This is a genomic window from Blautia sp. AF34-10 (genome assembly GCF_003477865.1).
GTDB classification, from domain to species: Bacteria; Bacillota; Clostridia; order Lachnospirales; family Lachnospiraceae; genus Fusicatenibacter; species Fusicatenibacter saccharivorans.
Genome location: NZ_QUED01000004.1, coordinates 79,102 through 92,623, shown reverse-complemented (window position 1 = coordinate 92,623; position 13,522 = coordinate 79,102). Strand labels below are relative to the sequence as shown.

The 13,522-nt window shown below is 50.2% G+C and carries 10 protein-coding genes and 2 pseudogenes; 11 read left to right on the top strand and 1 reads right to left on the bottom strand.

Translation table 11 applies throughout. The features are described 5' to 3' along the window. Positions 1–21: 21 nt before the first annotated feature. Positions 22–1,394, bottom strand: a pseudogene (locus DWZ60_RS20620) (MATE family efflux transporter). Between the two features lie 278 nt (positions 1,395–1,672). Here DWZ60_RS20620 and DWZ60_RS03720 point away from each other — a divergent pair. The 11 genes and pseudogenes from DWZ60_RS03720 (at position 1,673) to DWZ60_RS17425 (ending at position 13,515) form a co-directional block, all read left to right on the top strand. Continuing rightward, positions 1,673–2,233: a biotin transporter BioY gene (locus DWZ60_RS03720; RefSeq protein ID WP_119221249.1), complete on the top strand. Its 561-nt coding sequence runs from the start codon at positions 1,673–1,675 to the stop codon at positions 2,231–2,233. Between the two features lie 290 nt (positions 2,234–2,523). Further along, on the top strand, positions 2,524–3,279 hold the full coding sequence (locus DWZ60_RS03715; protein ID WP_243038193.1) for a transglycosylase domain-containing protein: 756 nt from the start codon (positions 2,524–2,526) through the stop codon (positions 3,277–3,279). 22 nt (positions 3,280–3,301) lie between these two features. Continuing rightward, complete coding sequence (locus DWZ60_RS17200; protein ID WP_156327580.1) at positions 3,302–3,439, top strand: hypothetical protein; 138 nt, start codon at positions 3,302–3,304, stop codon at positions 3,437–3,439. Positions 3,440–3,595: 156 nt separating this feature from the next. After that, the gene (locus tag DWZ60_RS03710) at positions 3,596–4,168 is read left to right on the top strand and encodes a M48 family metallopeptidase (RefSeq protein WP_119221248.1); all 573 of its coding nucleotides are present in this window, start codon (positions 3,596–3,598) and stop codon (positions 4,166–4,168) included. 18 nt (positions 4,169–4,186) lie between these two features. Beyond that, positions 4,187–5,146: a hypothetical protein gene (locus DWZ60_RS03705; protein WP_119221247.1), complete on the top strand. Its 960-nt coding sequence runs from the start codon at positions 4,187–4,189 to the stop codon at positions 5,144–5,146. An 83-nt stretch (positions 5,147–5,229) separates the two neighbouring features. Continuing rightward, positions 5,230–5,670, top strand: coding sequence for an SseB family protein (locus DWZ60_RS03700; RefSeq protein WP_243038192.1), 441 nt, complete (start codon positions 5,230–5,232; stop codon positions 5,668–5,670). 72 nt (positions 5,671–5,742) lie between these two features. Next, complete coding sequence (locus tag DWZ60_RS03695) at positions 5,743–6,543, top strand: MBL fold metallo-hydrolase (protein WP_119221246.1); 801 nt, start codon at positions 5,743–5,745, stop codon at positions 6,541–6,543. A gap of 426 nt (positions 6,544–6,969) precedes the next feature. Further along, positions 6,970–9,620, top strand: a pseudogene (locus tag DWZ60_RS03690) (valine--tRNA ligase). Next, on the top strand, positions 9,621–11,837 hold the full coding sequence (locus tag DWZ60_RS03685; RefSeq protein WP_070100823.1) for an LTA synthase family protein: 2,217 nt from the start codon (positions 9,621–9,623) through the stop codon (positions 11,835–11,837). Positions 11,838–12,019: 182 nt separating this feature from the next. Continuing rightward, on the top strand, positions 12,020–13,315 hold the full coding sequence (locus tag DWZ60_RS03680) for a bifunctional folylpolyglutamate synthase/dihydrofolate synthase (protein ID WP_055220006.1): 1,296 nt from the start codon (positions 12,020–12,022) through the stop codon (positions 13,313–13,315). Between the two features lie 26 nt (positions 13,316–13,341). After that, entirely contained in the window at positions 13,342–13,515 is a 174-nt protein-coding gene (locus DWZ60_RS17425) for a hypothetical protein (protein ID WP_022461761.1), read from the top strand. Positions 13,516–13,522 lie beyond the last annotated feature (7 nt).

Genomic DNA, 13,522 nt, shown 5'->3' with positions numbered 1-13,522 from the left:
CTCCGGGAAAGAAACCTGTTTTCAGGCAGTAGCCTTCTGTAGCTCTGCCATGATCTTAAATTCCCGCACGACCATAACGATGCTGACTGATGCGGCTGCAAGGTCTGCAATCGGTGCAGTGTACATCACGCCGTCAATGCCGAAGAGATACGGAAAAATCAGCAGCAGCGGAAGCAGGAAAATAATCTGTCTCGTCAGCGAAAGAAAAATACCCTTCTTCGGTGCTCCGATTGAGGTAAAGAAATTCGAGCTGACCGGCTGGATACCGTTCAGGAATGTGAAAAACAGGAAAATGCGGAAGTACCGCTCTGCAAAATGCAGGTACTCTTCTGAACCGGAACCAAAAATGCCGATAATCTGGCGCGGAAAGAACTGGAAGCAGAGGAAGGCGACGATGGAAATGGCAGTCGCCGCAAAAACTGCTTTTTTATAGGCGTCCTTCACGCGGTCATATTTCTGCGCACCGAAGTTGAAGCTGACAATCGGCTGAAGTCCCTGGGAAATGCCGATGACAAAGGAGAAGAACAGCATATTCACCTTTGAAATAATGCCGGCGCATGCAAGCGGAATGTCGCTTCCATAGACGGAATTGGAACCGTAGTGGGTCAGTGTGTTGTTCATAACGATCTGAACGACCATCATTGCCACCTGGTTGAACGCAGGAGTTGCACCAAGCGCAGCAATCCGTGTCCAGCAGGCCATGTTCGGTTTCAGATCGGAAAGAGAGAGCGGCAGCGTCTTAAAACCGCGCAGATAGAAGACAACGAGCGCGAACGATAAAATCTGTCCGGTGATCGTGGCGAGCGCTGCACCTGCCATGCCCATGTGGAAAACGAAGATGAACAGCGGGTCGAGAATCGTGTTGACGATCGCGCCGACCAGGTTGCACAGCATGGAAAATTTCGGGCTGCCATCGCGCGGATCAGGTTGGAGCCGCCGATTGTGACGATCAGAAACGGGAAGCCGATGGAGGTGATTCTGGTGTAAGTACAGGCGTAATCAATGACGTCCGGTGTTGCACCAAAGAGAAGCATCATCGGGCGCAGAAAAAGCTGAACGGCAACGCAGAGAATCACACCGAGGATTGCCAGCATGGAGATGGCACTTCCAACATAAGATTTCGCGTGCTCCGGCTCTCGTCTGCCCATGCAGAGATTGAAGTTTGCAGCACCGCCGATGCCGCAGAGCAGACCGATGGATGTGCAGACCATGCTGAGTGGGAACGCTACGTTGGTCGCTGCGTTTCCGAGCACGCCGATGCTGTGACCGATAAAGAGCTGGTCTACCATGTTATAGAGGGCGCTGACGAGCATCGCGATGACGCTCGGAATCGCAAAACGCCGCAAAAGAGAGCTGACCGGTTCCGAGCCGAGAGGATTTTCGGAAGGTTTCATAGAGGGTATCTCCTTTCAAATGAGGTAAAAGTTCATCGTTTGTATCGGGTGAACATTCCCGGAAAAACTCCGAGACTATATAGTATACCATAGAAAGAAAACAGAAAACAAGAGGGTGACCGCTATTTTCAGGAAGTGTAACAGAATCGTAGCAGAACTCTCTGCATTTTTAAAAAAGGGATTGACAAAAATGAAATATTAACCTATATTGAAACAAGGTTAACAATTCGAAAGCAGAAAGAATTGGATACAAGAACCTGCGAGGAGGATTTACATTCATGAAAAAATCAAAACTTACAACAAAACAGATTGTACTGACCGGCATGATGACGGCAGTGCTTGCGGTACTGTCCATTGTGACGATTCCGCTTCCGACCGGCGTTCCGGTGACGCTGCAGACCTTTGCAATGGCATTTTGCGGCTACGTGCTTGGCTGGAAATTGGGAGGTGCATCGTCCGCTCTTTATCTGATCCTCGGCGCAATCGGCGTTCCGGTTTATGCCGGCATGAGCGGTGGATTCGGCGCTCTTCTCGGACCGGCCGGCGGCTTTATTTTCGGATTTATTCCGATGGCAATGCTCTGCGGTGCCGGAATTAAAAAAGGCTTCCCGGGCAAACCATTCGTTCTTGGAATCGCAGGTCTTGCGGTATGTCACGCATTCGGTGTGGTACAGTTTTCTATTGTAACAGGAAACACGATCCCGGCTTCCTTCCTGGCAGTTTCCGTTCCGTACATCGTAAAAGATGTGATTTCCGTTGTAGTAGCTGAAATTCTCGGTGCAGCCGTTCGAAAAGCACTGTCAGCAGCTCATGTAATGAACTACGGAACCGCAGCATAATCACAGAGCGTTTCTGAAAAACCAAAAGATAAAAACAAGAGACAGGCATCCTGACAATCTGCCAGGTGTCTGTCTTTTTCTGTTTTGTCAAGCGGATATTCGCAATCCGCTTCGCTACTTGCCTGATTCGGTTAAAGTATTCCGCAGCAGCAGCGGTTATTTGAAAACGTGCAAAATGCATTTCATACAGTTTCAAAATTTTAATGAATTCCTAAGAAAGAGGCAAGAAGGCGTTAAGGGAGATATGGTAGGATAGAAAGCAGGAAAGAACAACAAAGGGGTTTGAAACCATGAGAAAAAGAACACGAAAACACCGGGGAACAGCGGGAAAAATGGTTGGAGGTTTTCTGGCATTTTTCTGCCTGATCCTGCTGACGGCCGGAATGTTCTGGGCAATCCAGGGATATGTTTCCTATCAGAAGGCAGTGAAGGAAAAGTCGCTCGCGCAGGCAGTAGAGGAAGCCAGAAGCGGAGCACAGTGGGCTTCTCTTGAACAGGTGCCGGATCTGTACAAAAAAGCGGTGCTTGCTGTTGAGGATCATCGGTATTACACACATCACGGGATAGACTGGATCAGCATGGCGCGGGCCGTTGTACATGATATCCGCGTGATGAAACCGGAGCAGGGAGGCAGTACCATCACACAGCAGCTGGTAAAAAACATGTATTACGATCAGAATAAGACATTTGCCAGGAAAGCGGCAGAGGCGTGGACGGCACTCTATGTGGAACGGCAGCTTTCGAAAGAAGAAATTCTGGAATTGTACATCAATACCATCTATTTCGGGGATGGCTACTATGGACTGAAAGAAGCATCGCTTGGCTACTTCGGGAAAGAACCGCAGGAGCTGACCGACAGCGAAGCCGTTCTCCTCGCCGGAATCCCGAATGCACCGTCCGCCTACGCACCGTCGCGCCACGCGGATCTGGCGCTGCAGCGGGAAAAGCAGGTGCTGGCGGCAATGGTAAAATATGGATACCTGGAACAAAGTGAGACGGACAGCCTGCTGTGGGATGCGGCAGCCGATCCGGTTCTGGCACGATAGAAAGAAAAGTGAGGAAAAAAGAATGGGAAAACTGATCAGACTGGGGGCAACAGCGCTGTCCATGATTGGAATTTTGGTGATGATTCTCTGTGTGCAGGCGGCGATTTTATTTGTGAGGCTGTGCATCCGAAGAAAGCAGAAAAAAATTGAGCTGAAATAAGAGAAAGAAAAATGCGAGCAGAATTGCCGGAAGAAAAACGGTGATTCTGCTCGCGTTTTTTTCTGTGAGCAATCCGATTGCGTTTCCGCCGGGAAAAAGGTATAATGAAAAACAGGCAAAGAAATGGTAAAACAGACAGCTTTTGAGGAAAAATAAATGGAACAGAAAGACAGCGCAGAACGGATTTTAAAACAGATTCCCTATGAGATCGTGTATTCCGTCCGCAAAACGCTCGCCGTTCAGGTCAAAGCGGATGGAAGCGTGGTGGTGCGCGCACCGAAACGGATGGCAAAATACAAAATCGAAGCATTCTTAAAAGAAAAACAGGATTGGATTCACACACACCGGGAAAAAGCGTTGGCGGCCGCAGAGCAGAAAGCAGCGAACCGTCTGACGGAAGCAGAACGAAAAGCGGCGGTTAAACGTGCGGCGCAGATGCTGGTGGAAAAGACGGCACATTTTGCAAAAGAGATGGGCGTAACGTATGGCAGAATCACAATTCGTGAGCAGAAAACCCGCTGGGGCAGCTGCAGCAGCGCCGGAAACCTGAACTACAACTGGAAACTGGTGCTGATGCCGGGGCGCGTGATGGATTACGTCGTTATCCACGAGCTGGCGCATCGGAAAGAGATGAACCATTCCGCGCGGTTTTACGCGGTGGTGGCACAGCAGATGCCCGATTACAAAGTGTGGCAGAGCTGGCTGAAGGAGCATGGAAGAGAGTACTGAAAAAGAGAGGCAAAACAAATGATACTGACCGAAGAAAAAACATATATCATCAATGTGACGGAAGTCGATACCGACGCAGAGCTCGGTTTAAATAAGAAAGATATTATGATCAAATACACGAATCTGGAGCTGCTGCACGCGGTTCTTGCAAGCACGATGCCGTACGGCCGTCTGTCGGCGCGCTACCGCGGAAAACGGAAGGCGGAGCTGCAGTCACGGATTGCGATGGTGGAGAGTGTGCTCGAAACACGCGGCGACCAGCTGGCAAAAGCGGAGCAGATTATGTATCTCGACACGGCGGAGCGCAGTGCAATCTGTCATTATCTCGGCATCATCTACACGCGGCTGATTGCGCAGAAGCTGTACGGAATTGACTGTATGGTACCGCTGAACCTGATCGAGCAGCCGGGGGAGAAAAAATTTGTAAAATACAACGGTGCATACCGCCAGGATCTGATCGGATACGGAAAGCAGAACGCATGGAGCGTCTGGGAGCCGGTCGGCAGGAGCGAGAACAGCCAGGCGGCCTTTGGAAACGGATGCCGGGCGGCGTCGGAGATCGAGAAGATCAATGAAAATCCGCTGGCGAAGAGCGCGGCGTGCATGACGTATTACGAGAGAGGCTATCTGAATGCCGTTGTAAAAGAGCCGGAGCGGACCGGGGACGGGACACTTTGGTTTCCAGAGGAGAATTATTTCAAGGCATATTATCAGCCGTTTTTCGAGCTGTTTGCGGACGAACAGCCGGGTAAGCTGTACGGAAGCAGCGGCGGCTTTGAACTGGAGCTGACTCTGCCGTGGACGGAGGAAGGAAAACGCGGCTTCCGCCATCTGCAGATCGGAACGGATCAGGTGACGATTGCATTGATGCGGGAAGGGAAGTACGATCAGATCTTAAAGCGGATGGAAAACGTTTTGGATTTATCAAAAGAGTGCAGATTCTGCGGGGAAGACGGCATCTGGGTAGGCGCAGAGTAAATGTCATCGGAAGTGCCGAAGCTGCCGGGGATGATGGTACACAGATTCTGTGTGGGAAAAACGAAAAAGAAAGGACAAGAGCAATGGCAAAAGAAATGGAAACTCCAAAGGACGAAGGGCTGCAGGGGAATGAAACGATAGAGGAAGCAATTCTGGGACTGCAAAAGGAGCCGACGCCGGAACTGCTGGCACACGTGATGACGGTAATCCGCCGCAGAATGAAAGAGGGCGGACAGGCGATTCTTTCCGTGGAACCGCCATCCGGCGACGATCAGATCCGGATCGGAACGGTAAAGAGCGCAGACGGAAAAGTCTGGTGGGCCGCGTTTACGAGCTTTGATGAGGAATTAAAGGGGAGCAGCAGCGTGAAATCTACGTTTCTCGTGAGTCTGGAACAGCTGATCCACATGGCATCCGAAACAAAGGAGATCAGCGGTGTGATTTTCAATCCGTGGAACCGCACGATCATGCTGGATCATACGCTGCTTTCGATTATCATCGGGGAAGAGAACGCGGGGCACTGAATTGCCGAAAGGAAAAAAGCAAGCACAGAAAGACTCCGAAGGTACATTATTATTTTAAGGAGGTTTTACATCATGGAAGGTTTTCAGGTAACAGAAATCGGAGAAAAAATTTACTGTATTCTTGACGCGGGAAATTCGTCGTTCTATGTGGTAGAAGGAGAAGAGAAAGCGGCTGTGATTGATACCGGCATCACAGCAGGCGCAAAGATTCTGCCGGTGATAAGGGAGCTGACAGATAAGCCTCTGCTGCTGGTTATCACGCATGCGCACCCGGATCACATGTATCACATCGATGAGTTCGACGAAATTTACATGTGCCACGAGGAAAAGAAAATGGACCCGGAGACGCTCGTGATGCTGACGGCGGGAAAACTAAAACCGTGGGAAGAGATTCATGATATCCGTACGGATTCGGTCATTTCGCTTGGCAGCACAGAACTTACCATCTGTCAGGCTCCGGGCCATACGCCGGGCAGTGTTGTCGTGCTGGAGACGAAACAGAATTACCTGTTCACCGGAGATGCGATCGGAAGCGGCTGCGGTGTCTGGATGCAGGTGCCGGGCGGAACGAGCCTGGAAGAGTATTACGATGGTCTGGTTGGTCTGATGGCGTGGCTGGTGAAAAAGGGCGGCCGCATGAAATTCTTCGGCGGTCATCACACGCAGGTGTTTGAATCGACGGCGCATCCGGTTTACAATCCGCTCAGCCTCGGTGTTCTCGCAGATCTCATCGACCTTGTGGATCAGGTGATCCACGGCGAAAACCTAGGACGGCCAAGCAATGCGAAGCCGTTTTCGAAAGAACAGGTCCGCTACGCGTCGTACGGCCGCGCAGAAATGCAGTACTGTGCATCGCGGATTCACCGAAAATAAGCGCGTGAAATCTTAAAACTTTCATAAGAAGAAAGGTTTTTGCCCGCGGCGGCTTGACAAAATAAAAAAACGCGATTATGATAAATGCAGTTTCTATTCCAACAGAAAAAGAAAAGGTTATGAGGAAGAGGAGTACATGGCAGGCCCCAAAAGAGAGGATGGTTCACCGGCTGAAAGGCTGTCCGGGAAGGTGGTCATGGAAGGTAGCTTCTGAACCGGAGAGCTGAAAAGCACAGAAGATGTGATGATTAGGTTCTCACGCATGAGTCACGTTACAGACTCCGAAACGAGATACAAATTAAGGTGGTACCGCGGAATTTTCGCCCTTTGCATGCATGTTATGTGTATGTGAAGGGCGTTTTTGATTTAAGACAAGCCTCTGCGGGAATAAATACCACAATACACCAAACATAAAAGGAGGATCTCATGAGCAAAGAACTCGCAAAGACCTACGATCCGAAGGGACTCGAGGACAGACTGTATCAGAAATGGCTGGATAAAGGATATTTCCACGCCACTGTAAACCCGAACAAAAAACCGTTTACCATTATGATGCCGCCTCCGAACGTAACCGGACAGCTTCACATGGGCCATGCACTCGACAACACCATGCAGGATATTCTCTGCCGTTTCAAACGGATGGAGGGATATGAAGTCCTCTGGCAGCCGGGAACCGACCATGCGGCGATTGCAACCGAGGTAAAAGTTACCAATATGCTCAAAGAGCAGGGCATCGACAAAGATGAAATCGGACGCGAAAAATTCCTGGAGCACTGCTGGGAGTGGAAGAAAGAGTACGGCGGACGCATCAACAGCCAGTTAAGAAAGATCGGCTCCTCCGCAGACTGGGAGAGAGAACGCTTCACCATGGACGAGGGATGCTCCAAAGCCGTAGAAGAAGTATTCTGCCGTCTGTATGAAAAAGGATGGATCTACAAAGGAAGCCGCATCATCAACTGGTGCCCGGTATGCCAGACTTCCATCTCCGATGCAGAGGTTGAATATCAGGAGCAGGCAGGCCACTTCTGGCACATCAACTACCCGGTAGTTGGAGAAGAAGGCCGCTTCGTAGAAATCGCAACGACCCGTCCGGAGACTCTGCTCGGCGATACTGCCGTAGCTGTCAATCCGGAGGATGAAAGATACACCGATATTGTAGGAAAAATGCTGAAACTGCCGCTGACCGACCGTGAAATCCCGGTTATCGCAGATGCTTACGTAGACAAAGAGTTCGGAACCGGATGCGTTAAAATTACACCGGCACACGACCCGAACGATTTTGAGGTAGGAAAACGCCACAACCTCGAAGAGATCAACATCTTAAACGATGACGGAACCATGAACAACAAGTGCGGCAAATACGCCGGCATGGACCGCTACGAGGCAAGAAAAGCCATGGTAGAGGATCTCGAAAAGCTTGGTCTTCTGGTAAAGGTTCAGGATCACGTTCATAACGTAGGAACTCACGACAGATGTAAGACAACCGTAGAGCCGATGATCAAACCGCAGTGGTTTGTAAAAATGGCGGATATGGCTGCCGCTGCCAGCGAAGCAGAGAAGAACGGCGAAGTAAACTTCATCCCGGACCGCTTCAGCAAAATTTATCAGAACTGGCTGAATAACATCCATGACTGGTGTATTTCCCGTCAGCTCTGGTGGGGCCACCGCATCCCGGCTTACACCTGTGATGACTGCGGCGAGATCACCGTTGTAAGAGGCGGAATGCCGGAAAAATGCCCGAAATGCGGCAGCACCCATCTCACCCAGGACCCGGATACCCTGGACACCTGGTTCAGTTCTGCTCTGTGGCCGTTCTCCACGTTAGGATGGCCGGAGAAAACACCGGAATTTGATTACTTCTATCCGACCGACGTACTCGTAACCGGATACGACATCATCTTCTTCTGGGTTATCCGTATGGTATTCTCCGCACTGGAGCAGACCAAACAGGTTCCGTTCCACCACGTACTGATCCACGGACTCGTTCGTGATTCCCAGGGACGCAAGATGAGTAAATCCCTCGGAAACGGTATCGATCCGCTCGAAGTCATTGACAAATACGGTGCAGATGCTCTCCGTCTGACTTTGATGACCGGTAATGCACCTGGAAACGATATGCGTTTCTACTGGGAGCGTGTAGAAGCCAGCCGTAACTTCGCAAACAAAGTATGGAACGCTTCCAGGTTCATCATGATGAACCTGGAAAAAGCAGAAGTTCCGTCTGAAATGCCAAAAGACAAACTGACACTGGCAGATAAATGGATTCTTTCTAAGGTAAACACGCTGGCAACGGAAGTAACGGACAACATGGACCGCTACGAGCTCGGTATCGCCGTACAGAAGGTTTACGACTTTATCTGGGAGGAGTTCTGCGACTGGTACATCGAGATGGTAAAACCGCGTCTGTACAGCGAGACCGACGAGACGAAGGGCGCTGCACTGTGGACCTTAAAAACCGTTCTTGGCAATGCATTAAAGCTGCTGCATCCGTTTATGCCGTTCATCACAGAGGAAATCTACTGCACACTGAATCCGGACGAGGATTCCATCATGATCGCCGCATGGCCGAAAGAGACCGAAGACTTTGCATACGCAGAGGATGAGGCAGCCGTTGAGATGATGAAAGAGGCGGTAAGAAGCATCCGTGGTGTCCGCACCAGTATGAACGTACCGCCGTCAAAGAAAGCAAGCGTATTCGTTGTAACGGAAGATGCTGCTGTACAGGAAACCTTCAAAAACGGTGCTGTATTCTTCGGAACTCTGGCAGGAGCAAGCGAAGTTCACGTACAGGCAGACAAAGCCGGCATCGCAGACGATGCGGTATCCGCAGTGATCCCGCAGGCAACGATCTACATTCCGTTTGCCGAGCTGGTTGACCTGGAAAAAGAGATCGCCCGCCTTACGAAAGAGGAAGAGCGTCTGACAAAAGAGATCGCACGTTCCAACGGCATGCTTGGCAACCCGAACTTTATCAACAAAGCTCCGGAAGCAAAAGTCAGGCAGAGAAAGAAAAACTGGCGAACTATCAGCAGATGATGGAGCAGGTTCAGACAAGATTGGAGCAGCTGAAAAAATAAATGAAAAAAGGAAAAAAACTGCATGGAAACAAGGAAACCGTAGTGAAAGTCTGCAACTGGCTCTCTTTGCCGCTGCAGGCCCTGGGATGCTGTATTCTGTATCTGGTGATTGAAGCATTTTCCCGCCATTCGCTGGCATCTGCATGGAGCTACATGGTGGAAAGCCCATGGGTCTTTTTGTACAATGCATTTTTGATCTTCACTACTTTTATGGTAGTTTATCTGTTCCGCAGACGTGTGCTGGTACGGCTGGTGATGAGCTGTTTCTGGCTGCTGCTCGGCATCATTAACGGTGTGATTCTGGCAAACCGCGTCACGCCGTTTACCGGACCGGACTTGCGGAATTTAAGTGACGGCGCAAAGGTCGTGACGAAGTATCTGTCGAAAGGTACCATGATCCTCGTCGTAGCAGCCCTTGTGGCATTATTGGCATTTTTTGTATGGGTCTGGATCAAAGGACCGAAATTTCAGGGGAAAATCCGCTGGTATCTGAATGTGCCGTTGATTGCTCTGGTAATTGTACTCTTTACGGGAGCAACAAATCTGGCGCTTGCAAAGCGTGTGCTTTCCAGCTATTTCGTCAACATCGCATTTGCCTACCAGGATTACGGCTATCCGTACTGTCTGGCAGTCACCCTGTTTGATACGGGAATTTCAGAGCCGAACGGCTATTCCGAACAGCTCGTGAAACAGATTGAGACGAGTGAAGGCGAACAAAAAGAGGATGATACGGTAAAACCGAATATTATCTTTTTGCAGCTGGAGTCCTTTTTCGATCCGGAGCTGGTTAATTTCCTCAACATTTCCGAGGATCCGATCCCGTATTACCGGCAGCTGATGAAGGATTATTCTTCCGGTTATCTCCGCGTGCCGGTGGTGGGAGCCGGAACAGCAAACACAGAGTTTGAAACTATTTCCGGCATGAGCCTCCGGTATTTCGGAGCGGGTGAGTATCCGTACAAATCGGTGCTTTCAGAGGAGACCTGTGAGAGTGCGCCGTATGTTTTAAAGAATCTTGGCTATGCGACCCATGCGATCCACAACAATGAAGCAAACTTCTATTCCAGAAGAAGTGTATTCTCACGTCTTGGTTTTGATACCTTTACCTCGGAGGAATATATGCCGGATATCTCGGATGTGACGGCGACAGGATGGGTAAAAGACCATATTCTGACAAAAGAGATCATAAAAACGCTCGATGCGACAGACGAACCGGATTATATCTATACGATTTCGGTACAGGGCCACGGTGATTATCCGACAGAGCCGGTGCTTGACGATCCGGAGATTACAGTGACAGGCGCGGAAGACCGGGAAAAAAATAATTACTCCTGGGAATATTATGTAAATCAGATCCATGAGATGGACAAATTTGTCAAAGAGCTGACGACAAAGCTTGCGGATTATCCGGAGCCGGTGGTACTTGTGATGTACGGGGACCATCTGCCAACGATGGGACTGAAAGTAGAAGATCTGGAGAACCGCTATCTGTATCAGACCGAATACGTAATCTGGGATAATATGGGACTGAAAAGAAAACAGGAAAACATTGCTTCCTACCAGATTGCAGCAGAGGTTATGAACCGTGTGGGAATTCATGACGGAACCATTTTCCGGTATCATCAGACGAGACGGAATACGAAGAATTATCAGGTGGATCTCGAGGTGCTGCAGTATGATATGCTGTATGGAAAACGGTACGTTTACGGAGAAGACGGAGAGACACCGTATGAGCGTGTGAAGCTGCAGATGGGTGCTCTGCCGGTAACACTGGAACGAATCGAAAAATCCGGAGAAGATACCTGGTATTTTTACGGAGAAAACTTTACGGCATCGAGCCGTGTGGAAGTCAACGAGGAGATACAGGATACCGTTTATGTCAGCCCGTCGATTCTGATGGTGCATAGTCTGACCCTGGAAGACGGTGATCAGATTACAATCGCGCAGCAGAGCAACAGCTCGACGAAGAAGGTGCTGACAAGGACAGAGCCGATGATGTATGAAGAGCCAAAAACGGTATCTACACCGACGCCGACGCCGAACCCGGACAGCACGAAAACAGATGTGACGCAGGAAAATGCCAATACGAGCACTGCGCCGCAGGATGAACTGACGGCAGCGCCGTCCGGTGCGCCGGAGGGCGAAGGCGACAAGATTGAGCCGTCAAAAACAGAAAACAGCGATAAACCGGCCGAAGACGGCGGTCTGCAGAATTAAAAAGAGTGTCCGAAAGATCATACAGTGGGGCGGATTTTGACGTCCCACTGTATCTTTTTACGGGGAAAGTCGAAAAGTCGGGACAAAATTTTGAAAATTGCTATGGACATATCCGGTCACTCGATTATAATGATACTAGGGTTTGAAAGCAGCCCTAAAATACTGAAGAATGGTGAAATAAAGTGAATTATACAGAAGCAGTTGATTATATCGAAACAATACCGAAATTTACGGTGAAGCATCCGCCGGAACATACGAGGGAGCTTCTTTCGCGCCTTGGGAATCCGCAGGAAGGGATCAAAATTATCCATGTGGCGGGCACGAACGGAAAGGGAAGCGTCTGCGCGTACTTGAATGCGATGCTGCTTGCAGGCGGCAAAAAGACAGGACTTTTTACCTCCCCGCACCTTGTACGCATCAACGAGCGGTTCCAGATCAACGGGGAAGATGTGTCGGATGAGCAGTTTCTCGACGCATTTCTCAAAGTGGAAAAAGCAGCCAAAGAATACGAGGCGGAGGGCGAAGGCCATCCGAGCTATTTTGAGACGCTGTTCCTGATGGGAATGCTGATTTTCAAAGAAGCCGGCGTGGAATACCTGGTCATGGAGACCGGCCTTGGCGGACGGCTGGATGCGACAAATGTGGTCGAAAAGCCGCTGGCATGCATCATCACGTCCATCAGCCGCGACCACACCGAGTATCTCGGCGACACCCTCGAGGCGATTGCGGGAGAGAAAGCCGGCATCATCAAAGCCGGTGTCCCGGTAATCTACGACGCCAGCCAGCCAGGTCCGGCTTCTGTCATTGCCGCAAAGGCGAAAGAGATGGGAAGCCCGGCATGGCCGATGGAGCCGTCGTTCTATGAGATGAAAACACAGAGCCGCGAGGGTATCACCTTTACCTTTGCATATCCGGGCGGCGAAAAAGCAGAGCTTGCGATTCCGTATGTGGCAAAATACCAGATGATGAATGCAAGCCTTGCGTTCTACATGATGCATATTCTGCAGGACGTGCACGACATTCCTAAGAACGTGCTTGCGGAAGGCCTTTCGAAGATCAAATGGCCGTGCCGTATGGAAATGGCTGCGCCGGGCGTCATCATCGACGGCGCGCACAACGAGGACGGCATTGCACAGTTTGTCAGCACGGCAGGCTATTTTGCGAAAGAAAACGAGATCACGATTCTGTTCACGGCAGTTGCAGACAAGCACTATCATGAGATGATCGGTGAAATCTGCGAGGGAATTCATCCGTCCCATGTTGTTGCAACGCAGATCGACGGAAGCCGCGTCGTACCGGCGGAAGTGCTTGCAGAGGACTTCAGAAAAGCAGGATGCACGGATGTCTGCGCGGAACCGGAGATCGGGGCAGCGTATGAGAAGGCACTGGGCAAAAAGGGCAGCGGCATGCTGTTCTGCGTGGGTTCTCTGTATCTGGCGGGCGAACTGAAAGCATATCTTGCAAAGCGGAATGGTTAGCGAATACAGGAAGGAATTTTTTGTTTATGTTAAATTACGAAGAAGAACTGAAGAAGTTTAAACCATGTCTCGATGTGGACGAGGTGGAGGATGCGATTTACAGCCGTGATCTGACGGATGTGATCGACATTTTGAAAGAAATGATGAAAAACGACAAGCCGGAACAGGAAAACGAGACAGAAGCGGAAAAGGAAGAGTAAGGTGCCG

What these genes read in the sequence shown, in the direction of transcription:
- DWZ60_RS03720 (WP_119221249.1), top strand. Translation starts at nt 1,673, where the DNA reads ATGAAAAAATCAAAACTTACAACAAAACAGATTGTACTGACCGGCATG.
- DWZ60_RS03715 (WP_243038193.1), top strand. Translation starts at nt 2,524, where the DNA reads ATGAGAAAAAGAACACGAAAACACCGGGGAACAGCGGGAAAAATGGTT.
- DWZ60_RS17200 (WP_156327580.1), top strand. Translation starts at nt 3,302, where the DNA reads ATGGGAAAACTGATCAGACTGGGGGCAACAGCGCTGTCCATGATTGGA.
- DWZ60_RS03710 (WP_119221248.1), top strand. Translation starts at nt 3,596, where the DNA reads ATGGAACAGAAAGACAGCGCAGAACGGATTTTAAAACAGATTCCCTAT.
- DWZ60_RS03705 (WP_119221247.1), top strand. Translation starts at nt 4,187, where the DNA reads ATGATACTGACCGAAGAAAAAACATATATCATCAATGTGACGGAAGTC.
- DWZ60_RS03700 (WP_243038192.1), top strand. Translation starts at nt 5,230, where the DNA reads ATGGCAAAAGAAATGGAAACTCCAAAGGACGAAGGGCTGCAGGGGAAT.
- DWZ60_RS03695 (WP_119221246.1), top strand. Translation starts at nt 5,743, where the DNA reads ATGGAAGGTTTTCAGGTAACAGAAATCGGAGAAAAAATTTACTGTATT.
- DWZ60_RS03685 (WP_070100823.1), top strand. Translation starts at nt 9,621, where the DNA reads ATGAAAAAAGGAAAAAAACTGCATGGAAACAAGGAAACCGTAGTGAAA.
- DWZ60_RS17425 (WP_022461761.1), top strand. Translation starts at nt 13,342, where the DNA reads ATGTTAAATTACGAAGAAGAACTGAAGAAGTTTAAACCATGTCTCGAT.